At 62.9% G+C, this 22,635-nt stretch carries 21 protein-coding genes, 2 tRNA genes and 1 pseudogene; 7 read left to right on the top strand and 17 right to left on the bottom strand.

The features are described from left to right. Positions 1 to 192 precede the first annotated feature (192 nt). Entirely contained in the window at positions 193 to 861 is a 669-nt protein-coding gene (locus J2X19_RS00825) for an NAD-dependent epimerase/dehydratase family protein (protein ID WP_310369772.1), read from the top strand. A gap of 43 nt (positions 862 to 904) precedes the next feature. Beyond that, complete coding sequence (gene rlmD, locus J2X19_RS00830; RefSeq protein WP_310369774.1) at positions 905 to 2,317, top strand: 23S rRNA (uracil(1939)-C(5))-methyltransferase RlmD; 1,413 nt, start codon at positions 905 to 907, stop codon at positions 2,315 to 2,317. A gap of 2 nt (positions 2,318 to 2,319) precedes the next feature. On the opposite strand, the gene J2X19_RS00835 is transcribed toward rlmD, so the two are convergent. Both J2X19_RS00835 and J2X19_RS00840 read right to left on the bottom strand, forming a co-directional pair. Next, the gene (locus J2X19_RS00835) at positions 2,320 to 2,694 is read right to left on the bottom strand and encodes a hypothetical protein (protein WP_310369775.1); all 375 of its coding nucleotides are present in this window, start codon (positions 2,692 to 2,694) and stop codon (positions 2,320 to 2,322) included. Between the two features lie 123 nt (positions 2,695 to 2,817). Next, positions 2,818 to 3,525: a Bax inhibitor-1/YccA family protein gene (locus J2X19_RS00840; RefSeq protein WP_116605809.1), complete on the bottom strand. Its 708-nt coding sequence runs from the start codon at positions 3,523 to 3,525 to the stop codon at positions 2,818 to 2,820. 202 nt (positions 3,526 to 3,727) lie between these two features. Between J2X19_RS00840 and J2X19_RS00845 the strand changes: the two genes are divergently transcribed. Beyond that, complete coding sequence (locus J2X19_RS00845) at positions 3,728 to 4,135, top strand: GlcG/HbpS family heme-binding protein (protein WP_116605810.1); 408 nt, start codon at positions 3,728 to 3,730, stop codon at positions 4,133 to 4,135. A 28-nt stretch (positions 4,136 to 4,163) separates the two neighbouring features. Here the strand turns inward: J2X19_RS00845 and J2X19_RS00850 are convergent, their stop codons facing one another. Continuing rightward, a complete protein-coding gene (locus J2X19_RS00850) occupies positions 4,164 to 5,123 on the bottom strand; it encodes a choline sulfate utilization transcriptional regulator (RefSeq protein WP_310369780.1) in 960 nt (319 codons plus the stop codon). A gap of 104 nt (positions 5,124 to 5,227) precedes the next feature. On the opposite strand from J2X19_RS00850, the gene betC reads away from it, so the two are divergent. Continuing rightward, entirely contained in the window at positions 5,228 to 6,751 is a 1,524-nt protein-coding gene (gene betC, locus J2X19_RS00855; protein ID WP_310369782.1) for a choline-sulfatase, read from the top strand. A 48-nt stretch (positions 6,752 to 6,799) separates the two neighbouring features. Further along, positions 6,800 to 7,756, top strand: a complete 957-nt coding sequence (choX, locus tag J2X19_RS00860; protein ID WP_310369784.1) for a choline ABC transporter substrate-binding protein — start codon at positions 6,800 to 6,802, stop codon at positions 7,754 to 7,756. 173 nt (positions 7,757 to 7,929) lie between these two features. On the opposite strand, the gene hemP is transcribed toward choX, so the two are convergent. From hemP to J2X19_RS00930, 14 genes and pseudogenes are all read right to left on the bottom strand, one after another. Then, positions 7,930 to 8,151: a hemin uptake protein HemP gene (gene hemP, locus J2X19_RS00865; protein WP_092758212.1), complete on the bottom strand. Its 222-nt coding sequence runs from the start codon at positions 8,149 to 8,151 to the stop codon at positions 7,930 to 7,932. A gap of 92 nt (positions 8,152 to 8,243) precedes the next feature. Continuing rightward, positions 8,244 to 8,657: an ExbD/TolR family protein gene (locus tag J2X19_RS00870; RefSeq protein WP_310369787.1), complete on the bottom strand. Its 414-nt coding sequence runs from the start codon at positions 8,655 to 8,657 to the stop codon at positions 8,244 to 8,246. A gap of 3 nt (positions 8,658 to 8,660) precedes the next feature. Continuing rightward, positions 8,661 to 9,377: a MotA/TolQ/ExbB proton channel family protein gene (locus J2X19_RS00875; protein ID WP_310369789.1), complete on the bottom strand. Its 717-nt coding sequence runs from the start codon at positions 9,375 to 9,377 to the stop codon at positions 8,661 to 8,663. A 72-nt stretch (positions 9,378 to 9,449) separates the two neighbouring features. Beyond that, positions 9,450 to 10,160 carry an energy transducer TonB gene (locus tag J2X19_RS00880; protein WP_310369791.1) on the bottom strand — a complete coding sequence of 237 codons (711 nt, stop codon included), beginning with the start codon at positions 10,158 to 10,160 and terminating at the stop codon, positions 9,450 to 9,452. A 107-nt stretch (positions 10,161 to 10,267) separates the two neighbouring features. Then, on the bottom strand, positions 10,268 to 10,513 hold the full coding sequence (locus J2X19_RS00885) for a (2Fe-2S)-binding protein (protein WP_092758208.1): 246 nt from the start codon (positions 10,511 to 10,513) through the stop codon (positions 10,268 to 10,270). A gap of 38 nt (positions 10,514 to 10,551) precedes the next feature. Further along, the gene (locus J2X19_RS00890) at positions 10,552 to 11,715 is read right to left on the bottom strand and encodes an alpha-hydroxy acid oxidase (RefSeq protein ID WP_405048579.1); all 1,164 of its coding nucleotides are present in this window, start codon (positions 11,713 to 11,715) and stop codon (positions 10,552 to 10,554) included. 139 nt (positions 11,716 to 11,854) lie between these two features. Beyond that, positions 11,855 to 12,538 (bottom strand): Fe2+-dependent dioxygenase, encoded by a 684-nt coding sequence (locus J2X19_RS00895; protein ID WP_310369796.1) that lies wholly within the window; start codon positions 12,536 to 12,538, stop codon positions 11,855 to 11,857. A 97-nt stretch (positions 12,539 to 12,635) separates the two neighbouring features. Further along, positions 12,636 to 14,837 carry a TonB-dependent receptor gene (locus J2X19_RS00900; RefSeq protein ID WP_310369798.1) on the bottom strand — a complete coding sequence of 734 codons (2,202 nt, stop codon included), beginning with the start codon at positions 14,835 to 14,837 and terminating at the stop codon, positions 12,636 to 12,638. A gap of 395 nt (positions 14,838 to 15,232) precedes the next feature. After that, complete coding sequence (locus J2X19_RS00905) at positions 15,233 to 16,327, bottom strand: DUF1513 domain-containing protein (protein ID WP_310369800.1); 1,095 nt, start codon at positions 16,325 to 16,327, stop codon at positions 15,233 to 15,235. Positions 16,328 to 16,463: 136 nt separating this feature from the next. Beyond that, a pseudogene (locus J2X19_RS00910) lies at positions 16,464 to 17,342 on the bottom strand (imelysin family protein); the annotation flags it as partial. Beyond that, entirely contained in the window at positions 17,342 to 18,778 is a 1,437-nt protein-coding gene (locus tag J2X19_RS00915; protein ID WP_310369803.1) for a di-heme oxidoreductase family protein, read from the bottom strand. The gene J2X19_RS00915 and the pseudogene J2X19_RS00910, both read right to left, overlap by 1 nt. A 4-nt stretch (positions 18,779 to 18,782) precedes the next feature. Beyond that, the gene (locus J2X19_RS00920) at positions 18,783 to 19,934 is read right to left on the bottom strand and encodes an imelysin family protein (protein ID WP_405048580.1); all 1,152 of its coding nucleotides are present in this window, start codon (positions 19,932 to 19,934) and stop codon (positions 18,783 to 18,785) included. A gap of 118 nt (positions 19,935 to 20,052) precedes the next feature. After that, positions 20,053 to 20,985, bottom strand: coding sequence for an exopolyphosphatase (locus tag J2X19_RS00925; RefSeq protein ID WP_310369804.1), 933 nt, complete (start codon positions 20,983 to 20,985; stop codon positions 20,053 to 20,055). Positions 20,986 to 21,065: 80 nt separating this feature from the next. After that, on the bottom strand, positions 21,066 to 22,214 hold the full coding sequence (locus J2X19_RS00930; RefSeq protein WP_310369805.1) for an alpha-hydroxy acid oxidase: 1,149 nt from the start codon (positions 22,212 to 22,214) through the stop codon (positions 21,066 to 21,068). Between the two features lie 131 nt (positions 22,215 to 22,345). Between J2X19_RS00930 and J2X19_RS00935 the strand changes: the two genes are divergently transcribed. Together J2X19_RS00935 and J2X19_RS00940 are read left to right on the top strand one after the other, a co-directional pair. Beyond that, a tRNA-Arg gene (locus J2X19_RS00935) sits at positions 22,346 to 22,422 on the top strand. Positions 22,423 to 22,522: 100 nt separating this feature from the next. Further along, positions 22,523 to 22,599: transfer RNA gene (locus tag J2X19_RS00940), tRNA-Arg, on the top strand. The last annotated feature ends 36 nt before the right edge of the window (positions 22,600 to 22,635 follow it).

The following is a 22,635-nucleotide window of genomic DNA, read 5'->3' on the forward strand; positions in this document are numbered from 1 at the left end:
ATCGGTGTTTTGGGGGCGACCAGCTTTGTGGGCGCCTGCTTGCTGCCCCAGCTAATGCAAAACGGATATTCGGTTGCCGCTTTTTCCCGGCGCCCGCGCAATGCCGCTGAACCGGGTGTGGAATGGCGTCAGCTGGAACCTAGAACAGCGTCCATTCCCAAGAATCCTGCGGCTATTCCCAACTGGATTTGCGTGGCACCGCTATGGGCTTTACTGGACCAGTTGCCGCTGCTGGAGGCCTATGGCGTGCAGCGCCTGGTGGCGCTATCCTCCACCAGCCGTTTCACCAAAGATACTTCCATCGATCTGGAGGAACAGGTCTTGGCGCGCCGATTGGCCGATGCGGAGCAGCGGATTCAGGCATGGGCGCAGCATCGCGGCGTGGCCTGGACGATCTTGCGGCCTACGCTGATTTATGGCTTGCAGCAGGACAAGAACATCACCGAGATCGCCAGCTTCATCCGGCGGTTTGGTTTCTTCCCGGTGTTTGGCAAGGCCAACGGGCTGCGCCAGCCCATCCATGCCGCCGATGTGGCGGGCGCCTGTGTGGCCGCCTTGCAGTCGCCCGAAGCGGCGAACCGCGCCTACAACATCTCCGGCGGCGAAACGCTGGCGTACCGCAGCATGGTGGCGCGGGTGTTTACCGCGTTGGGCCGCCGGCCGCGCTTGCTGACGGTGCCGCTCTGGATGTTCCGCCTGGCCGTGGCGGTGCTGCGCTGTTTTCCGCGCTACCGCAACTGGTCGGCGGCCATGGCCGAGCGCATGAACCGCAACCTGGTGTTTGACCACGCCGAGGCGGTGCGCGACCTGGGCTTTGCGCCCCGGGCGTTCCAGTTGACTGCCAGCGACTGCGCCCCTTAATTCTGGATGCCTCGCATCTTTTGTGACCTACGAGCAAGCTTGCATGACCGATTTGACGGAACCTCACCCCCCTCATTCCCATTACCCCGCTGACAGTCTGCTGGTCGAGTCGCTTGACATCGAGGCCCAGGGCGTGGCCCACAAGCCCGATGGCAAAGTCGTGTTCATCAAGGGCGCGCTGCCGTTCGAGGTGGTGACGGCGAATATCAACCGCAAAAAGACCAGCTTCGAGCAGGCCACCGTTGGGGCCATCCACCGCGAATCCTCGCAGCGGGTCCGACCCGGTTGCCCGCATTTCGGCTTGCACGAAGGCGCGTGCGGCGGCTGCAAGATGCAGCATCTGCACGTCGGTGCGCAAGTCGCCATCAAGCAGCGGGTGCTGGAGGACAACCTTTGGCACCTGGGCAAGGTCAAGCCGCAAACCATGCTGCGTCCCATTGAAGGCCCGGCCTGGGCCTACCGTTACCGGGCCCGGCTGTCGGTGCGCTATGTGCGCAAGAAGGGCGAGGTGCTGGTCGGTTTCCACGAGCGCAAGAGCGGTTACGTGGCCGACATGAAGGTCTGTCCAGTGCTGCCGCCGCACGTCAGTGCCTTGCTGTTGCCGCTGCGGGCGCTGATTGCGGGCATGGATGCGCGCGAAACCCTGCCGCAGATCGAGCTGGCCTGCGGTGACGCGGTGACGGCCATGGTGCTGCGCCACATGGAGCCCTTGAGCGCTGGCGATCTGGCGCAGCTGCGGGCTTTCGGCAGCGCGCACGGCGTGCAGTGGTGGCTGCAGCCCAAGGGGCCGGACAGCATCCATTTGCTCGACGAGGGCGGCACCCAGCTGGCCTATGCATTGCCCGAGTTCGGCATCACTATGCCTTTCAAGCCCACCGATTTCACCCAGGTGAATCCGCAGATCAATCGCGTGCTGGTCGGGCGCGCGCTGCGCCTGCTGGATGCGCAGAAAACCGAGCGGGTGATTGACTGGTTTTGCGGCCTGGGCAACTTCACCCTGCCGCTGGCCACCCAGGCAGGCGAGGTGCTGGGCATAGAAGGCAGCGAGGCCTTGGTCGCCCGTTCGCGTGAAAATTACAAGCTAAATCAGGCTTCCACGCAGGAAGGGTCGGCGCTGGCAGCTACGAAGTTTGTAGCGCGCAATCTGTTCGAGATGACGCCCGAGGTTTTGACCGCCGACGGCAGTGCCGACAAATGGTTGGTCGATCCACCGCGCGAAGGGGCTTTTGCGTTGGTCCAGGCCCTGGCGGCTTTGCACCAGGACCCTGCACTGCGCGGGGGCTGGACGCCGCCGCGGCGCATCGTCTACGTGAGCTGCAACCCGGCAACCCTGGCGCGCGATGCCGACGTGCTGGTGCACCAGGCGGGGTATCGTTTGCTATCGGCGGGGATGGTGAATATGTTTCCGCATACCGCGCATGTGGAAAGCATGGCGGTGTTCGAACTCGAAGCCTAAAACTAAGAGGCTTTGGCCTTGCCGCTGCGGGGCTCCTTGGCTTCCGGGGCGGCTTTTTCTTTGCTGCTGGCCACGGCTTCTTCTACGGGCGCAGAGCCGTCCATCGGGATCTTGACGACCGAGGCCACGCCTTCGATCTTGTTTTCCCGCATATAGGTGTCCATTTCCTTCCAGCCGGCGAATACCAGGGCCTTGGAGGCTTTGGGGTTCAGGGTGTAGCAGTCTTCGATGCCGCGCAAGGCGTGGCGGCAGGCGCCTCCGGTGGCTTTGGCATCGGCTTCGCGCGCAGCTATCTTGGGGTCGGGATAGACCCCCGGGATTTCGCAGCCCGACAACAGCAGGACTACGCAAGAGGCGAGAAGATAGCGGGGTGACATGGTGCCCAAAGTAGCCAACAGATACATGGTTATCGGCTAAAGACTACATGCATTGAGGCTTAGTTTCAACCGGCCAAACAAAAAGGCCCCGAAGGGCCTGGTGTGGAAAGGGGTATGCGCGGTTTAGTCGCGCTCGCCGCCCATGATGCCGAGCAAGGCCAGCAGGCTCTGGAAGATGTTGAACAGGTCCAGGTACAAGGCCAGGGTGGCGCTGATGTAGTTGGTTTCGCCACCGTCGATGATCTGCTTCAGGTCGTACAGCATGTAGGCGCTGAAGATGCCGATGGCGGCCACCGACAAGGCCATCATGCCGGCAGTGGAGCCGACAAACACATTGATGATGCCGCCGACCAGCAGCACGATGGCGCCGACAAACAGCCATTTGCCCATGCCCGACAGATCGCGCTTGATGACGCTGGCCACGCTGGCCATCACCAGGAACACGCCGGCGGTGCCGCCGAAGGCCGTCATGATCAGGTCCGGGCCGTTCTTGAAGCCCAGAATCATGGCGATCATGCGCGACAGCATCAGGCCCATGAAGAAGGTGAAGCCCAGCAGCACCGGTACGCCGGCAGCCGAGTTCTTGGTCTTTTCGATCGCGTACATGAAGCCGAAAGCACCGCCCATGAAGACGATCAGGCCCAAACCGCCGCCCAGGCTTTGGGTGATGCCGGTGGCCACGCCCAGCCAGGCGCCAAGCACCGTGGGCACCAGGCTCAGGGCCAGCAGCCAATAGGTGTTGCGCATCACGCGCTGGCGCTGCTCTTGGACTACCCCGTAGCTGTAGTCGCTGGGTTGGCCGGTGGCAATGCTGGTTAAACGGTCGTTCATATCGGTACCTCCTTGAAGATCTGCAATAGCAGGTGGGGAAATTCTAGGTGGATTCAAGGCCAAAGCCTAAATAACACCGGATGGCCGACCTATTTTTCATGGGGGTACTGCCCCGGGGCGGTGATTCCCATGCTGCAGCGCCGCAAAAGCCCGGGGCCAATTGGTATGCTTGCGGCCTTTACCAACTCACAGGGATGCTGCCTTGAAAACCAAATCCGTACTGGAACTCGCCGACGTTAAAACTATTGCCGCTGCCGCCGAAGCCGAGGCGCTGAAGAACCAATGGGCTGTGTCTATTGCCATCGTCGACGACGGCGGCCATTTGCTGTGGCAGCAGCGCCTAGATGGCGCGGCCGCGCTGACCGCGCATATCGCTCCTGCCAAGGCCCACACGGCCGCCCTGGGCCGCCGCGAAACCAAGGCGTACGAGGACATCATCAACGGCGGCCGCACCGCCTTTTTGACTGCGCCCGATGTGAAGGGTTTGCTCGAAGGTGGTGTGCCGATCATCAAGGACGGGCAGTGCATTGGCGCGGTCGGCGTGAGCGGCGTCAAGTCGAGCGAAGACGTGCAGATTGCCAAGGCCGGCATCGCCGCCATCGGCCTGTAATTGCTCTTGTTTTGGTAGCGCCTGGTGCTTATGGTTCTTGCGCTACCGCCTTGTTTTGTGTGTAAAACGGGCTCTGCAGCAGGGCGCTCTCGCATTCGCCGATGATCCATTGCCGGAAGCGGCGCAAGGGCTCTGAGGCCCGCTGCGCATGCGGCTCGACCAGAAAGTAGCCGCGCGCCGTCTTTACCGCGTGCTGCACCGCCGGCACCAGCTGGCCGCTGCGCACCAGCTCATCCACCAGCGGCACCCAGCCCAGCGCCACACCTTGCCCGGCAATCGCCGCCTGGATGACCAGCGGGTAGTTGTTCAGCGTCAGGCCGTGGCTTTCGTCGCTGGTGGACAGGCTTTGCAGCGCAAACCAGTTGTCCCAGCCCAGCCAGCGCAGCGGTTCGGCGCTTTCCAGGTGCAACAGCGGTAGCCGCGCCAGTGCCGACGGCTGGCCGTTGAGCCCGTGCCGGCTCTGGAACTGCGGGCTGCAGACCGGGATGACGATTTCCGGGAACAGCCGCGTTGCCGCGCAGCCCGGCCAGGGGCCGCTGCCAAAGGCGATGGCAACGTCCACCGATTCGCCGCGGATGTCGAACTCGTTTTGCGTGGTGACGATGCGCACGTCCAGGTCGGGCACCAGTTCGCGCAGCGCGCCCAGCCGCGGCATCAGCCAGTAGGCGGCAAAGCCGAAGTCGGTGGCCACCGTCAGCACCTGGCGGGCACGCCGCGCGCGGATCTTGGCTGCGGCGTCGCCGATGTCGGCCAGGCCGTCGCGCACCGCATTGAAGAGCTGCACGCCGTCGGCGGTAAGCGACACGCCGCGGTGCTCGCGCTTGAACAGCGGTACACCCAAATCTTCTTCCAATAAACCGATGCGCTGGCTGACCGCTGGCTGGCTGGTGCCCAGCTCTTGCGCGGCGGCGGTAAAGCTCAGATGCCGGACCGCCGCTTCAAAGAACACCAGGCTGTGCAGCGGGGGAAGTCGTCGTGTGCTTGCCATAACGAAAATTTATGTATGTATAAGAATTGACCATCTTCACGCGCAATTAACACCTACGTAGACTGGATTCGTTGCATAAATCCACATTATGTTTGGAAAGACCCATGGAAGCCAGGAAGCCGAATATTCTGATCTTGATGGCCGACCAGCTGACGCCCTCGGCGTTGGCCGCTTATGGCAACACGGTCAGCAAAACCCCGCACATCGACGCGCTGGCCGCGGCCGGTGTGGTGTTCGAATCGGCCTATACCAACAGCCCACTGTGTGCGCCGTCGCGCTATGTGTTCATGGCCGGCAAGCTGCCGTCGGCGATTGGCGCCTACGACAACTCGGCCGAGCTTCCGTCCGAGGTGCTGACCTTTGGCCACCACCTGCGGCATGCGGGCTACCACACCATTCTGTCGGGCAAGATGCATTTCTGCGGAGCCGATCAGCTGCACGGCTTTGAGGAGCGCCTGACCACCGATATCTACCCGGCCGACTTCGGCTGGACCCCCGACTGGGAGCAGCCCGAAGTCCGCCCCAGCTGGTACCACAACATGGGTTCGGTGACGGATGCCGGCACCTGCATCCGCAGCAACCAGCTCGACTTCGACGAAGAGGTGGTGTTCCTGGCACAGCAAAAGCTGTTCGACATGGTGCGCGACGACGATGAGCGTCCCTTTTGCATGCTGGTGTCGATGACACATCCGCACGACCCGTATGCGATCCCGCAGCAATACTGGGACCTGTACCGCGACGAGGATATCGACATGCCGCGCGTCAGCGCCGACGCCGCGCCGCCGGACCCGCACTCACAACGCCTGCGCCATGTGAGCGACATGGACAGCACGCCCATCAGCGACCAGCAGACCCGCAACGCCCGCCATGCCTACTACGGCGCGGTGTCGTACGTGGACGAGCAGATCGGCAAGATCCGCCGCACCCTGGAGCAGACCGGCCAGGCCGACAACACCATCATCGTCCTGCTGTCCGACCACGGCGACATGCTGGGCGAGCGCGGGCTTTGGTACAAGATGAACTTTTTCGAGAACGCCTGCCGCGTGCCGCTGATCGTGCATGCACCGGGCCGGTTCAGCCCCCGCCGGGTGGCGGCATCGGTGTCGCTGGTAGATGTGTTGCCAACCCTGGTGGATATGGCGTTTGACGGCGCTGCGCCAGCCTACCCGGAGCCGCTGGACGGCCGCAGCCTGCTGCCGCACTTGCGCGGCACGGGCGGGCACGACGAGGTGGTGGGCGAATACCTGGGCGAGGGCGCGGTGGCGCCGCTGGTCATGCTGCGCCGCGGCGCCTACAAGTTCGTCCATTCGCCTGGCGATCCGGACCAGTTGTACCGGCTGGATACCGATCCCGACGAGCTGCACAACCTGGCGGCCGACCCGGCTGCGGCCGAGTTGCTGCAGGGCTTTCGCAGCGAGGTCGCGGCCCGGTGGGACATGGACGGGCTGCGCGCCCAGGTGGTGGCCAGCCAGCGCCGGCGCCGCTTCCACTTCGCAGCCCAGAACCACGGCGCACGCCAGGCCTGGGACCACCAGCCCTACCAGGCGGCCAGCCAGCGCTATATGCGCAACCACATAGCTCTGGACACGCTGGAAGCGCGTGCCCGCTACCCGGTCGTGAAGCGGTAACCCAACCGCGTGTCAGTGGAAGTCAACCTTTAACCTCAGGAGTGCAGCATGGGAAGTAAACGTGTTTTGCTGGCATCGGCCAGCGTGGTCGTAGGCGCTTTGCTGGTGGGCCAGAACGCCATTAGCGCCGAGCCCGAGGCCTGCAAGCAGGTGCGCATGGCCGATCCGGGCTGGACCGATATCACCGCCACCAATGCGGTCGCCGGGGTACTGCTGGGCGCGCTGGGTTACGAGCAGAAGGTGTCGTCGCTGTCGGTGCCCATCACCTATGTGGGCATGCAGAAGTCGCAGATCGACGTGTTTCTGGGCAACTGGATGCCGGCGCAGAAGCCGCTGGTCGAACCCATCCTGAAGGACGGCGGCATGGAGGTGGTGCGCGCCAACCTGCCGAACGCCAAGTTCACCCTGGCCGTGCCCGGCTACGTGGCCGATGCGGGCGTGAAGACCTTTGCCGACCTGGCCAAATATGCCGACAAGTTTGACCGCAAGATCTACGGCATCGAGTCGGGTGCGCCGGCGAACCAGAACATCAAGAAGATGCTGGAAGCCAAGAGCTACGGCCTGGAGGGTTGGAGCCTGGTGGAATCAAGCGAGCAAAGCATGCTCAGCCAGGTGGCGCGCAAGGAGCGCGGCAAGGACTGGATCGTGTTCCTGGCCTGGGAGCCGCACCAGATGAACACCAAGTTCCAGGTCAATTACCTGGATGGCGACAAGGAGTATTTCGGCCCCAACTTCGGCAGTGCCACAGTCAATACCGTGTCGCGCAAGGGCTATGCGGCCCAGTGCCCGAATGTGGGGCGCTTGTTCAGCCAGATGGAATTTACCGTGGACTTCGAGAACAAGGCGATCTCCGAGGTGCTGGAGCAGAAGATCGACGCCAAAGCGGCGGGCATACGCCAGCTCAAGGCCAATCCTAAGCTGGTGGAGACCTGGCTGACCGGGGTCAAGACCTATGGCGGCGAAGATGGGCTGGCCGCGGTGAAGAAAATGCTGGCCCAGAATTGAGGCCAGGGACTGTGTGGGAAAAAAAGCATGGCTAGTCGGATGCCGGACAAGTCCGTCCTCCGTTGGCTAGCAAAAACGACCCTTGCAGACTCCATGGTGAAGTCTTGGGAGTCGCCCCACGATGAAACTCTTTTCGTCCTGCTCCAGCCCAGGGCAGGACGAAATCAAAACTCTTACTTGGTCAGAATCAGCTTGCCCAGCTTGGTGTTCTGCAAGCGGTAAACCGAACCGTTGTGCATGATCTCCACGGCCTTCTGGCCCTTGAGCAGATCCCGGCTTTCTACCGACAACACCTTGGCTGCGGCAGCACCCATGTCCATGCCTTGGAGCACGCTGTTCGCGTTCTCGCCCGAGGTGGGGTTGAACAGAGGACGGGCGGCTAGGTTAGCGTACATGGTGTGCTCCTGAAGAAGTATGCGATGTGTTAATGATAACTATTCTCAATTAAATCGCAAGCGCTTTTCAAAGATATTTGTAAAAAAGATCTTCAGGGCGCCTTGGGTTCGGTGATGAAGCCGATCTTCTTGACGCCGGCCTGCTGGGCCGCCGCCATGGCTTGCGCCACGCGCTCGTAGCGCACTTCCTTGTCACCGCGAATGTGCAGCTCGGGCTGGGGCTCCTTGGCGGCTTCGGCCTGCAGCATGGGCACCAAGTCGGCATCGGCAACCTTGTTTTCGTTCCAGTAGTACTCGCCCTGTGCATTCACGCTGAGGCGGATGGTTTCCGGCTTGACGTCCTGCACCTGGTTGGTGGCGCGGGGCAAGTCGATGTTGACTGCGTGCTTCATCACCGGGATGGTGATGATGAAGATGATCAACAACACCAACATCACGTCCACCAGGGGTGTCATGTTGATCTCGTTCATTACTTCATCGGGTTCGTCCTGGGTTCCGAAGGCCATGGCTTAGCTCCCTTTTTTCATCGGCACCACTTTGGCAGCGGTACCGGTGGCGACACGGGCGCCGGTGACGAAGAAGGCATGCAGGTCGTGGGCAAAGCTGTTCAGCTTGATCAGGATGGACTTGTTGCCGCGCACCAGGGCGTTGTAGCCCAGCACCGCAGGAATCGCCACGGCCAGGCCCAGCGCGGTCATGATCAGCGCTTCACCGATCGGGCCGGCCACCTTGTCGATGGTCGATTGGCCCGACAGGCCAATGCTCAGCAGCGCGTGGTAGATGCCCCAGACGGTGCCGAACAGGCCGATGAAGGGAGCGGTAGAACCCACGGATGCCAGGATCGCCAGGCCGGCTTGCAGCTTGGCGGTGAACTCGTCGATGCTATTGCGCAGGCAGCGCGTGACCCAGTCGCTGACGTCCAGGCTGTCGTGCAAATGGGCCTTGGTGTTGCGGTGGTGGGCTGTGGCTTCGCGGCCTTCCAGGGCGATTTGCAGGAAGGGATTGGTCGGGTCATCGCCCAGCTTCTTCAGGCCGGTGGCGAAGTCTTCGCTGTGCCAGAAGTCGGCGGCGTTGCCGGCCAGCTTCTTGAACTTGAAGATGTCCAGTGCCTTCAGGAGGATGACGATCCACGAGGCTAGCGACATGGCCAGCAGGATGATGGCCACGGACTTGGTGACAAAGTCGCCCTGGGTCCAGACGTTGGCGATGCCGAATTGCGATTCCATAAATACTCCAAAAAAGGGGGGGAAGTAGGTGACTTACTTAGATTGCTACCGAGGGCTGGGGCAAGTCGTTAGTTAATCAAGGTCAAGGAGGTAAACGTAGGACGTGTAATAGAGCCTAGATTGACCTACGCCATCCACCTTGTACGGAACAAATCGGCACTTCATGAAGAAGGCCAAGGCGTTCTTGTCTAAGCGGTCAAAGCCGCTAGAAGTTGTAACGACTGCATTGACCGGTATGCCATTTGCATTAACTTCCAAATTCACAATCACGGTGCCTTGTTCCTGTAGACGCCTGCTCATTACAGGGTAGGTCCGCGGAGGCATGTATAGATAGTCTGCTTCAGTAAGAGTCTGAGCTTTTGCTGGCGTAGGTATGGGCAGTGCAGCCGGAGGCGTGGACGGTGCCGCCGCGACTGGCGCAGGAGTAGGCGGTGCTGGAGGCTGCGGCGTGGTGACGCCGGTAGGGGCGTTCGGCGCGGGTGTCGGGTCGGCGATGGCCAGCGGCTGCGGTGCTGGCGGCAGGGTGGGAGCCTTGGTTTTTACCACCGGCTGCTTGATGGGCGCGGGGGGCGGTGGCGGCGGTGCCACCCTGGGCTGGGGCACTTCGATGAATTCGCTCAGCATCTCGACCGGCACAACGATTTCTATCGCCTTGCGGACCAATCCGCTTTGCAAGGCCCAGATCGCCAGGCCATGGAACACCAGCACGCTGCTGACGATCACCGCATTGCGGCTGAAGCGCGGTAGGGAGAAAGAGGGGGATAAAGGCGCAGTGCTGTTCATAGAGTGTGGGCGCAAACAATCCCTGCCGCCTTGCGAGGGCAGAGCTGAGGGCCGCAGCCTGAAAATTTATTTACGAAAGATCCACCAGGCCGAACCTACGACCAGGATCAGGCTGCCGCCAAGTGTGCCGAGGAGTTCCATGCCCTGCTTTCCAAAATGGAGCTGGCGAGCTGAATCGCTGCAACCGGGTGGGAGGCACTGCACTGCGCGACCACATCGCGGGCGCAGCTTTCGCACCGGCCACACTGGGTGGCCACGCCGAGTTCGAGCTGTATGTCGTCAAACCCGTAGCCCGCACGCACATGGCGGGCGATGTCACGGTCAGAAACGCGGTTGCATACACAGACGATCATGGCGGCAAGCAGGGTGGCTGGCTATTGAAGATAGGTGATTATAAATACGAATCCGTCGCATTTGCAATGCCTATCGTGGAATTCCCTGGATTTTGCGCAAACAGCAGGGCCGGACCGGCCTGCGCCAGGGTCGCGCAGCCGCACAAGGCCATGGCAATTTCCAGCTCGTCGCGCAGCAGGCGCAGCACATGGGCCACGCCCACAGCACCCGCATTCGCCAGCCCGTAAACATACGGCCGCCCCACCAACACCGCGCTAGCGCCCAGGGCCATGGCCTTGAGCACATCGGTGCCGCGCCGGATGCCACCATCGACCAGCACCGGCATGTCGCCCACCGCCTGCTTGATGCGCGGTAGCACGGCGGCGGTGGCGGGCGTGGTGTCCAGCGTGCGCCCGCCGTGGTTGGAGACGATCACCCCGGCCAACCCCAATGCCGCGGCCTGGCGCGCATCGTCGGGGTGCAGGATGCCCTTGAGCAGGATGGGGAGGCGGGTGTGGGCCTGCAGCCAGGCCACGTCGTCCCAGGTGGGGGCGTGGGCCAGCAAGCCGTCGAACAAGGCGCTTTGGCCGGGTTGCAGGGCCGGCGCCGGGGCGGCGGCTAGTCCGGCCAGGTTCACCGCCGAGACGCCGGGCGGCAGCCGGAAGTTGGCCCGGCGTTCGCGGTCCCGCGCACCGTTGGTGGGGGCGTCTACCGTCAGCACCAGTGCGTCGTACCCGGCCTGTTCGGCGCGGCGTACCAGGTCCAGGCTGAAGCCGCGGTCATGCTGCAGATAGAGTTGGAAGCATAAAAGGCCTCTGGCGCTCTCGGGTATTACGGCAGCCGCTATGGTTTCCAGAGCAATACTGGATTGCGTGCTGAGCACCATGCCTGCGCCCAGGGCGGCTGCAGCGTAGGCGCTGGCCAACTCGCCATCCGGATGTGCCATGCGTTGGTAGGCCACCGGTGCCAGCAGAATCGGGTGTGCCAGGGTGCGGCCCAGCAGCGTGGTGCGGGTATGGCCGCCGGCCAGGGCTTGCAGTACGCGGGGCTGCAACAGCTGGGCGTCCCAGGCGCAGCGATTCGCGCGCAGGGTGATCTCGTCACCGGCGCCGCCACTGAAGTAGGCCCAGGCGTTGGCGTCCAGCACGGTGTGGGCGTGGCTCGCATGGTCTTCCAGCGTGACCACGCCGGGCGGGATTTGGGCTACGACGGGTGAAATCATGGCCATAGCGTATCGCTCCGTTGAAGCCAGGGTGCATGCCGTCCAGGAACACCGCAGAACTGGCTTTGCCAGGCTGCTGGTGTTGCCCCCTGCCAGGGGGTTGGCGGAAAGTGCGCAGCACTGCAGCCTGGGGGTGTGCTCAAGTGTCGGCCCACATACGCAAAAGGTTGTGGTACGTGCCCGTCAGCGTAGTCGTTTCCGGGGTTTCGCCGTGCTGCTGGCGCAGCCCCAGCAGGGCCATGTCCATATCAAACAGCAGGCGGCGCTGCTCGCCGCTGCGCACCATGCTCTCGATCCAGAAAAAGCAGGCCAGGCGGGCGCCGCGCGTGACTGGTTCCACCTGGTGCACGCTGGTGCCCTCATACAGCACCATATCGCCGGCCGGCAGCTTGACCCGTTGCGCGCCAGCAGAGTCCTGCACCACCAGCTCGCCGCCGTCGTAGTCGGCTGGCTCGCTGAGGAACAGGGTGCAGGAAATATCGGTACGTACCCGCAGCCCGGTGTCGGGCGCAAAGCGCACCGCGTTGTCCACATGGTTGCCGTAGAAATTACTGCCGCCCTGGTAGCGGTTGAGCTGTGGCGTGTAGACGCGCTTGGGCAGGGCGGCCGAGAAGAAGGTCGGATTGCGGTCCAGTCCGCGCAGCAGCATGGCGCGGATCTCGGTCGCCGCATCGCAGTCGTGCGGCAGTTGTTCGTTGTTTTTGACGGCCCGCGCCTGGCTGCCGGCGCTGCTGCGGCCATCGGCCCAGGGTGCTGTCGCCAGCAGGTGCCGGGCGTGTTGGACTTCTTCGGGGCTCAGGATGTGGGGTATGTGCAGCAGCATGGGAGGAGATTGTGGTGTATGCGCAGGGCGATGGCCTGTACATGAAAAAAGCCGCCCCGAAGGGCGGCTTGTAGCGATCAGCACACAAGCAGCAAGCTTAGAACTTGTACTTGGCTGTGACCTGCATGGTGCGGCCCGCACCCGGCACATAGAACGCGGTGTACAGCGCGTCGCCGTACAGCTTGTTCGTCACGTTCGTCACGTTGGCCTTGACGGTGAATTTGTCTTCAATCACCGTGTATTCGGCCAACAGGTCGGCCGTGACATAGCTTGGCGACGAGAAGCCGGGGTTGCGGTTAGGTGTTTGCTCGCCCTTGAAGTTCAGGCCCGCGCCGACGCGGATTTGCGGCGTGATCTGGTAGGTAGTCCACACCGTGCCGCTGTACTTGGGCGTCAGCGATGGGCGTTGACCTTGGCCTTCAGCACCTTGTGCGCCTACGTCGATGCGCGCCACTGGAATCCATGCATAGGAGCCGAACACTTCCCACTGCGGCGTGATACGGCCGGTGAAGTCGAGGTCGATACCCTGGGCATGGCGTTTGCCGGACAGCACCGCTATCGGGATCAGGGGATCGGTGTTGCGCTCATGCATTTTGGTCGTGCGGAACAAGGCCAGGCGCGTGGTGAAACGCTTGTCGGCCGAGTCGAGACGCGCGCCCAGTTCCAGGTTTTGGCTCTCTTCTGGTGGGGTTTCGGCGTTCGTGGCACCCAGCGAATAAGCGTCACCAGAGGTGTTGAACGAGGTGCCGTAAGCGACGTGGAACGACTGCAGTTCGTTCGGCTGGAACAGCACGCCTGCGCGTTTGCTCCACTTGGCAATGTTCATGAAGTAGGTGCCCGTGCCTGCCCCGGAGGTCGCGTTGTAGGCTCTGTAGCCCGCTGTCATGTGGTCAAAGCGCAGACCACCCAAAAGCTTCCACTTGGGCGCCAGCTGCACCACATCCTGGCCGTAGATACCGTAGCCGTTAGAGGTGTAGTTGTTGGACACGCCGAAAGGACGGGTACCTTCAGGGATGGAGGCTCCGTCGTCGGGCGTGCCGAGCGTGGTGTTAGGGCGGCTCAGCACTGCCGCCTGCGCGGTGCTCAGCGTCTGGGCTCCATAGACGGTGCGCTCTTCATGGGCGTAGTCGATGCCGGCCAGCAGTTCATGCTTGTAGCCGAGTGCCTCAAACTTGCTGCTTAGGTCGGACTGGCCATACAGGTTGTTCATGTCCTGCACCTTGTTCTGTGCGGAACGTGTCAAAACCGTGCCGGGGCCGTAGGTGCTCAGTGCCGCCGCTTGACCACCTGGCTGGGATGCGGCGCCCGCGAAGTTCCACAGCGTTGCGCGTTGGTCACGTGAGTAAGAACCCTTGCGGATGGTGGTTTTCAGTTCCGTGTCGGCCGAGAAGCGGTGGATGTGGCCCAGCGTGCCGTAGGTGGCGCGGCCATGGTTGTAGTCGCTGTCCATGCCGTAATAGGCATCTGGATCAAGGCTTGTGTTGAGTTGCGATGTGGCGACTTGCGCTGCCGAGTTACCCACATCGGCTGGGGTTGGTCTGGCCCAGCGGATGCCGTAGTTGATGCCGTTGCGGTTTTCCAACTGGTAGAAGCCCACCGAGAATTCGTCGACTTCACCGATGCCGAAGCGGTAGGCGCCAGCAATCCCGCGCTTGTCGATGCTGCTGCCTGCGCCGTTGTTGTCGGCGGTGTTGGCCATGGCGTTGATGCGTAAAGCCGAGCTGTCGCCGGTCTTGATGTTGAAGTCGCCCGTGGCCCGGCGGTATTTGTGGCTGCCCGCGGTCACGTTGACTTCGTTCTGGTCAATCAGCAGCGGTTGCTTGTTGACCTGGTTGACCGCACCGCCGGTGGAGCCGCGGCCGAACAGCAGGGCCGCCGAGCCCCGCAGGATTTCAACCCGGTCATTGTTGAAGGTGTCGCGTTCGTAGAAGGCGGGGTCGCGGATGCCGTCCGCGAACACATCGCCAGAGCCTTGCAGGCTGAAGCCACGCAGTTTGATGTCTTCTTCGCCACCTTCAGCCGCCAGGAACGAAATGCCACCGGTATTGCGCAGCACGTCTCGAACGGTATCGAAGTTACGGTCGGTGATCAGCTTTTCGGTCAGAACCGTGATCGACTGGGGAATATTGCGCAGTTCCTGGTTGCCCTTGCCGATGGTGGTGCGCTCCACCTTGATGGTGTCTTTGCCTTGGGCTGCTTCGGCCTTTTCCTTCACCACGACAGGTGCCAGGGTCTTGGTCTCGGTTTGCGCCATCGCGCCCATCGAGCCGGCCAACAGCATGGCGCCCAGGGGTAGCATGGCGTAAGGTGCTGCAGTTTTGATAGCTACTTGCACTGGTTGAATGTGCGCTGGAGCCGTATTTTGTTTGGAATTTTTGCGTCGGGACATGGAAGTCAGCCTAAGGGGTTTGAACGATGGCTGGCTGGCGCATGGGCCCTTGAGGAGGGGCCGCAGGGCGTGGCTGGCTGGATGAAGAATTACCGCATAATTGTAAATTAATGCGAATCATTCTTGTTGCGTTGGCGGTGCAAACACCGCCGGCAGGGCCTGAAAACGCAGCATTCCTCTACGTTTTGTTGCAGGCCTGCAACGCAACTTACAACCCAGCCCGTTCAGAAATATAAGCCTGATACGGCCTTGGCGCTTATTCCATCAGCGCGAGCAGCTACTATTTTGATAGTCGCTGCAGATTCTCAGACCAGCCACTTGCCGTGGTTGTCCCAGCGCACGTTGTCCAGGTGGCGCTCCAGCGCATGGGTGTCCAGCATGCCGCGCAGGTCGCCTTGGGCACCGCTGGCCAGCCAGTCCGTGCCGTGCACGGCCAGGGCGCCGGCCTCAGGCAAGGGCAGCTGGCTGGGCGCCTCGCCCTGGGCCGACCACCAGGCCAGTTGCCCGGCGCGGGTGGCGCTGATGACGAAGCGGTCGGCGGCCTGCGGGCCGCTGCCGGGCACATAGGCCACGTCGCCCGCATAGCCACCCAGGGCCAGGGCCGGCGGCAAGGGCACGCTGCGCAGGCCCGAGCCATCCAGCAGCGCCAGCAGTGGCGCACTGCGGCGGGCCTGCAGGTCGGTGTGCTCTGCCTGCATGGCGACGGCGACGGTGCCGTCAGGCGCGCGGGCCAGGTGGCGCAGGCTCAGGAAGGGGTCGTTGACGCGCCAGACCTGGCGCTGGGCGCCGGTCTTGGCGTCCAGCCGGGCGATCGACGAATCCATGCGGCCGATGTTGAGCTTGGTACGGCCGGTTTCCGGCAGGCTGAGCAGGCCACCGTTGGCCACCAGCAGGCTGCCATCGGGTTCAACCAGCACCATGTGCGGATCGAGCCCGCCGCTGGGGAATTCGGCGCGCTTTTCCAGGCTCAGCGGGTCGCGCACGGCGACCATGCCGGCGCCGGTGTCGGTATTCGTTTCGGTGGTGTAGAGCGCGCTGCCGTCCAGCGCATAGCTGGCGTGGCCGCAGAGCACGCGGTCGTCTTCGATGTCATGCCACAGCACGGCGCGGGCGGTGCGGGTGTCAAAGCGCAGCAGGTATTCGCCGGGGCGGCGGGCCACGGCCAGCGCCTGCGTGGGCTGGCCCAGGGCGCTGTGCAGCATCTGCACCTCGTGGGCGCGCTTGGGCAGGGCCACGCCGCGCGGGCTGCTGCCCAGCTGCCAGACGCCGGCCCAGGCCTGGTTGTCGTCGCCACTGGTCCAGGAGGTCAGCAGGCCGGGGCGGGCTGCGGAAGCCGCGTATAGGGGCATGGCGGCGGCGCTGGCGGCGGCCAGTACCAGCCAGTCGCGACGGCTAATCACCGTCCGACTCCGAGAATCCGACCATGGTTTTTAGCTCGGGGGCGATCTTGTCTTCCATCAGCTGCTTGGTTTTGGCCAGGGCTTGCATGGCGGTGGTCACGGTAGTGCTACGTGCCGGGTCCGCGGCCTGCAGGCGGGTCTGCAGCTGCGCTACCGCCGATTCCAGCTGGGCCGACAGGTCCAGCTGGTTGTCGCCGGCCAGGTAGCCGTTCAGGCTGCCTTGTTCCTGGGCGCGGCCGGTGCCGACCAGGAAGTGTTGCAGCCCGCCCCATGCGGCCTGCCAGGCGGCCCGGGTGTTGCCGCTGGTGGCGCGCGGCCAGTCGCTGGCCCGGCCGCTGCGTGCCGGCTTGCCCATCTTCTTCCAGCGCAGTTGCTCAAAGCCACCCACGGCCTGGCTGAACCATTCGTGGAATACGCTGAGTGCGGTTTCCGGCGTCCAGTTCTGCCGGGCCAGGGCCTGGAAATCGGCCAGGATGGACTGGGCTTCGACGGCGCAGGCCTCGGCCAGCAAGGCGGCGTAGGCGCATTGGGCGGCGTCCGGGGCGCGCTGCCAGAGCAGCCATTCCAGCGCCGGCAGGCCTTTGGCCGGGGCGCCGAGTTGCTCCAGCCCGGCGGCGTCGGCTGGCGGAGCCTGGACGGCGGCGCTGACCATGGCGGGGCGGGTGGGCCAGAAGTCCAGCGTGCGGGCGCTGCGCCGCTCCAGCAGCGGGCCGACGGAAACGGCCGACAGCCGTTCCCAATCGAGCATGGCGGTGCGCCAGGCATTGCGTACGGGTTGGAGGTTGCAACCTGTGGCCAACTGGTCGCGCAGGGCGGCCGTGGACTGGGCAAAAGCCTGCGCGGCGGGGATGAAGTGCAGCTGCAAGCCGTTGCGGACAAAGTCGGACTGGGTGAGCGCCGGGCTGGCGATGCGGGGCGGCAAGGGCGCTGCCCAGGCAGCGTGGCAGAGTACGCCGGCGCCCAGTGTGAGCCAACGACGGCGGTCAATCAGAAGTCTCACTGCGGCACTTTCCATTAGAGCGAATTGACAAACTTCACCAGCGCGTCGCGGTCGGCTTTGGGCATTTGCAGCACTTGCTGGCGTGACGCTTCGGCTTCGCCACCATGCCACAGTATGGCTTCCAGCGTGTTGCGGGCGCGGCCGTCGTGCAGCAGGAAGCTGTGGCCGTTGACATCGGGAATCAGGCCAATGCCCCACAGCGGCGGAGTGCGCCATTGTTGGCCATTGGCCAGGCCGTCCGGTCGGTTGTCGGCCAGGCCCTTGCCCATGTCGTGCAGCAACAGGTCGGTATAGGGCGTGATCTTCTGGCCGCTGAGCGAGGGGAAAGGCGAGGCGCCGGTGGTGTAGCTGGGCCGGTGGCAGACGGCGCACTGCGCCTGGGCAAACAAGGCCTGGCCGCGGCGTACGTCCACGCTGTCGTAATTGCGCCGGGCCGGCACCGCCAGGGTGGCCTGGTACTGGATTACCTTGGTGAGGGTGGCGTTGTCGATTTCCGGTCCGCCTTTTTCGCCGCCGCGCGGGGCGGCTGCGCAGTCTTTTTGCTTGGGCGTGCAGTCCTCGCGGGGGAAGTGCTCGGAGGTGATGCCAATGTCGCCATTGAAGGCGGCGGCCGACTGGTGCGCCAGGCTGCCCGTATTGGCCTTCCAGCCAAAGCGGCCTAGGACTTCTTTGCCGGCGAACGGGTCGAACACGCGGTTGCTGATGCCTTTGATGGCGTCGCTGCGCTGGCTTTGCTGCTGCACATTGGCCAGGATGTCGGCCTCGGCAATTGCGTCGATCAGGCCGACGCCGGGCATCTGCGGCGCAATGCGCGGGCTGACCATGGTGCCGGGTTGCATGGGGCCATAGCCCAGCCGGGTAAAGCTGTAGTGCGGCTGGCGCAGGCTGTAGCGGCTGCCGTCGGCAAACTGGCCGGGTTGCTCGGTGTAACGGATGCGGACCTGGCCTTCGGGTTTGACGCCTTGTGCGGCCGAGTTGGTGAACTGTTCGCCGTAGGTCGGCTCGGGAAAGGGTTTGCCGTCTGGCCCCATGACGGACAGCCGGAACAGCAGGCCTATGGGTTGCTCGGCGGTGATGCCGTTCTTGAAGCTATTGGGCGGTGCGCCGCGCCCGTCTTGGGTGTGGCAGCCGCCGCAGGAGCGGGCAATGAAGTGCGGGCCCAGGCCATCGCGCGCGGAGGTGGACGACGGAGCTTCCACCCAGTTGCGCCGGAAGAAGGAGTTGCCGATGGCAAAGCTGGTGCGGGCCTCTTCGTCCAGGTTGGCCGCAGGGAAGGAAAAAGCGTTCAAACCCTCTTCAAACACCGTGGTGTCGCCACCGGGTTTTTCTTCAGAGGTATCGGGTACCGAGGGGGAGGCCAGGGCCAGCCATGCCGCAGCAACCCCGGCCGCAGCCAGGGTCAGCGTGCATGGAGTGCGCCAGCGATTTTTATTCTGGATCGGCTGACGCATGGACTTATTCTTTGGCCGGGTCTACCAAGGTGAGTTTGGTGATGCCCACGGCCTTGGCGGCGTCCAGGAAGTCCTTGCTTTGCAGCTTCAGCGCATCGGCCACGGCCTGCACGCGCTTGCGGCCCTCGGCGTCGACGATTTCGCGGTCAAACGGAGCGTGGATGCCTTCGGCTGCCTTTACGCTGGCAGCGATGTGGTTGCTGGTGCGTTCGGCGGTGGCTGCGTCCTTGGCGGCCACCAGGTCGCGCAGCGAAGCGCCTTGCAAGACGCTGCCGTCGGCGCGTTTGAAGCGGCCGAGCCAGACGTTTTCAATGCCGGTGGCATTGGCCACGATGTCGCGGTGGGTGTTGTCGGAGAAGCAGGAGTGTTCGTCTTCCTGGTTCTTGGAGGCCAGCGCAACCTCGATGCGTTCGCCGGCCAGTTCACCGCGCGACAAGGAGCCTACGCCGACCAGCATATTGCGCAGTGCGTTGGTGCCGGATTTTTCGAATTTGGCACGGTAGTTCTTGGCATCGGGAGCCCAGGCTTTGGCTAGGCCCTCCAGGTCGCTGATCAGCAAGTCGGTGACCACCTTCAGGTACTCGCGGCGGCGGTTGGCGTTGGGGGTCTTGCCGTCGACAAAGTCTTCAAACGAACGGTTGCCGGGGCCGGTTTCGCTCAGGTCTTGGCCCCACAGCAGGAATTCGATGGCGTGCCAGCCGGTAGCGATGTTTTCTTCGCCACCACGCTCGTTCAGAGCCGACAGGCTTTTGGCGGTGATCTTGGCCTTGGGGTTGTTGATGATGCCAGCCTTGGGCTTGCCGACGACGTAGTCCACATAGGCTTCGTCCATGGGCCAGGCGTTGATGCGGCCTTCGGGGCCATTCTTGTCGTCGATGGGGCCGGCGTAGAAGCGGAAGGCTTCAGTCTGGCCGTAGAACTCGCGTGCGGCGATCCAGGCTTTGCGGGCCTTGGCCAGGCCTTCGGCGCTGGGGGCAGCGTTGAATTCGGTGATGGCGGTGTTGAGCGCCTGGGCCGTGCTCAGTGTGTCTTCGTAGCTGGCATAGACCAGTTTGCTGTAATCGGCGGCGACTGCCGCGGCGGTGACAGGGGTGGTGGTTTGGGCGGTGGCGGCAAAAGCCGTCAGCAATGCAGCACTCAACAGAAGAGATTTCACGGCGCAGGTCCTTTGTACTCCGGTCCGCGAACAGCAAGGATTTCACTATTGACGCGGGTGGATCAAAGCCCCATTGTAATGAGATTGATTCTCGATACGGAGTATGCGCCGATGAACTTTACCCGTCCTGGTTGATCTTGGTGATCAGGGTTTGCAGTACGGCGGCCGCCTGCTCGTTTTCGACCTGGCAGGTGCCGGCCGCATGGTGGCCACCGCCGCCGTAGGCCAGCATCAGTTCGCCCACATTGGTCTTGCTGCTGCGGTCTAGAATCGACTTGCCGGTGGCGAATACGGTGTTCTGTTTTTGCACGCCCCACATCACATGGATGGAGATGTTGGTTTGTGGGTACAGGGCGTAAATCATGAAGCGGTTGGTGGCCCAGATGGTTTCTTCGTTGCGCAGGTCCAGCACCACCAGGTTGCCGTGTACGGTGGCGCAGCGCTCGATCTGGGCCTTGGCCTTCACAGCGTGTTCCTGGTAGATCTCGACGCGTTCCTTGACATCGGGCAGGGCCAGGATGTCGTCAATACCGTGGTTGCGGCAGTACTGGATCAAATCCATCATCAGCGCGTAGTTGCTGATGCGGAATTCGCGGAAGCGGCCCAGGCCGGTGCGCGCATCCATCAGGTAGTTCAGCAGCACCCAGCCCGTGGGTTCCATGATTTCGTCGCGCACATACTGGGCCGAATCGGCCTTGTCCACCGCGTCCATCATGTCGACGGTGATGTTCGGAAAGGCCTTGGCCCCGCCGTAGTAGTCGTACACCACGCGTGCAGCCGATGGCGCCTTGGCATCGATCACGTGGTTCTTCAGCCCGCTCTGGTTGCGGATGGTCTCCGACAGATGGTGGTCGAACGCCAGATGCGCGCCCGCCACATAGGGTAGGTTGGTGGTGATGTCGCGCTCGGTGATCGCCACTTTGCCATCCTGCATGTCCTTGGGGTGGACGAACTTGATCTCATCAATCATGTCCAGCTCATTGAGCAGCACTGCGCATACCAGGCCGTCGAAATCACTGCGGGTGACCAAGCGAAATTTTTCTGTGCCCATGGCGTCAATCCTTGTTGAGAGTGGCATAACCGTTACACGCTGTATTTTGATTATGCCGCCAAGGCTGCGGGCCGCGCGGCTTAAAAGCTGCCGGGCAACAGAATGCTTTTGTCCACGGTGCCGATTTGGGTGTGGCCGCAAAACGCCATGGTCACGTCGAGTTCCTTGTGCAGGATTTCCAGGCATTTGGTGACACCGGCCTCGCCCATGGCACCCAAGCCATACAGAAAGCTGCGTCCGATCATGGTGCCGCGCGCCCCCAGGGCCCAGGCCTTCAGCACGTCCTGGCCAGAGCGGATGCCGCTGTCCATCCAGACTTCGATGCGGGAGCCTACTGCGTCGACGATGGCGGGCAAGGCTTCGATGGCGCTGGGGGCGCCGTCCAGCTGGCGCCCGCCGTGGTTGGACACCACCATGGCGTCGGCGCCACTGTTGGCTGCCAGTTGGGCATCTTCCACGTCCATGATGCCTTTCAGGATCAGCTTGCCGCCCCATCGCTTCTTGATCCATTCCACGTCGTTCCAGTCGAGTTGGGGGTCAAACTGTTCCTTGGTCCAGGCACTCAGCGAAGACATGTCGCTGACATTCTTGGCGTGGCCCACCAGATTGCCAAAAGTATGGCGGCGCGTGCCCGCCATGCCCAGGCACCAGCGTGGCTTGGTCATCAGATTCAGGATATTCGCCAGCGTAGGTTTGGGGGGGGCCGTCATGCCGTTCTTCAAATCTTTATGCCGTTGGCCCAGCACCTGCAGGTCCAGGGTGAGTACCAGGGCCGAGCAACCGGCTGCTTTGGCACGGTCCATTAGCGCTTCCATGAAGGCGCGGTCACGCATCCAGTACAGCTGGAACCAGAATGGAGCCTTGGTATGGGCGGCGATGTCTTCCAGAGAGCAAATGCTCATGGTGGACAGCGTGAATGGGATGCCGAACTTCTCGGCAGCGCGTGCTGCCAGGATCTCGCCATCGGCATGCTGCATGCCGGTGAGGCCGGTGGGGGCGATCGCCACCGGCATGGCGGCGTCCTGCCCCACCATCTTCACCCGGGTGCTGCGGTTGGCCATGTTGACCGCCACGCGCTGGCGCAGCTTGATCTTCTGGAAATCGGCCGAGTTGGCGCGGTAGGTGCCCTCGGTCCACGAGCCGGAGTCGGCATAGTCGTAGAACATGCGGGGCACGCGTTTTTGCGCAAGCACGCGCAGATCTTCGATATTGGTAATGACGTTGGACAAGTGGTTCTCCTGAATGCCCTGGATGCTAGCGGGCTTGGCCAGGGTGCGGACTGAAGAAATTTTGGGGCAGGCCGCATTTTTCTCACGCAGCTTTACGAGGCCTGAGAATCCGTTGTAGAATTAAAAGCTTAGCGGCTGTAGCTCAGTTGGATAGAGTACTTGGCTACGAACCAAGGGGTCGTGGGTTCAATTCCTGCCAGCCGCACCATATGTAAAAACCCGCAATCGCAAGATTGCGGGTTTTTTTACGCGTATTTTCTGTCCATTTGGATAAATAGGCTCGAAACCATTGTAGAATGCAAGGCTGCGCGGCTGTAGCTCAGTTGGATAGAGTACTTGGCTACGAACCAAGGGGTCGTGGGTTCAATTCCTGCCAGCCGCACCAAAATGTAAAAGCCCGCAATCGTAAGATTGCGGGCTT

Source organism: Rhodoferax ferrireducens, from assembly GCF_031458075.1.
Taxonomy (GTDB): Bacteria; Pseudomonadota; Gammaproteobacteria; order Burkholderiales; family Burkholderiaceae_C; genus Rhodoferax_B; species Rhodoferax_B ferrireducens_A.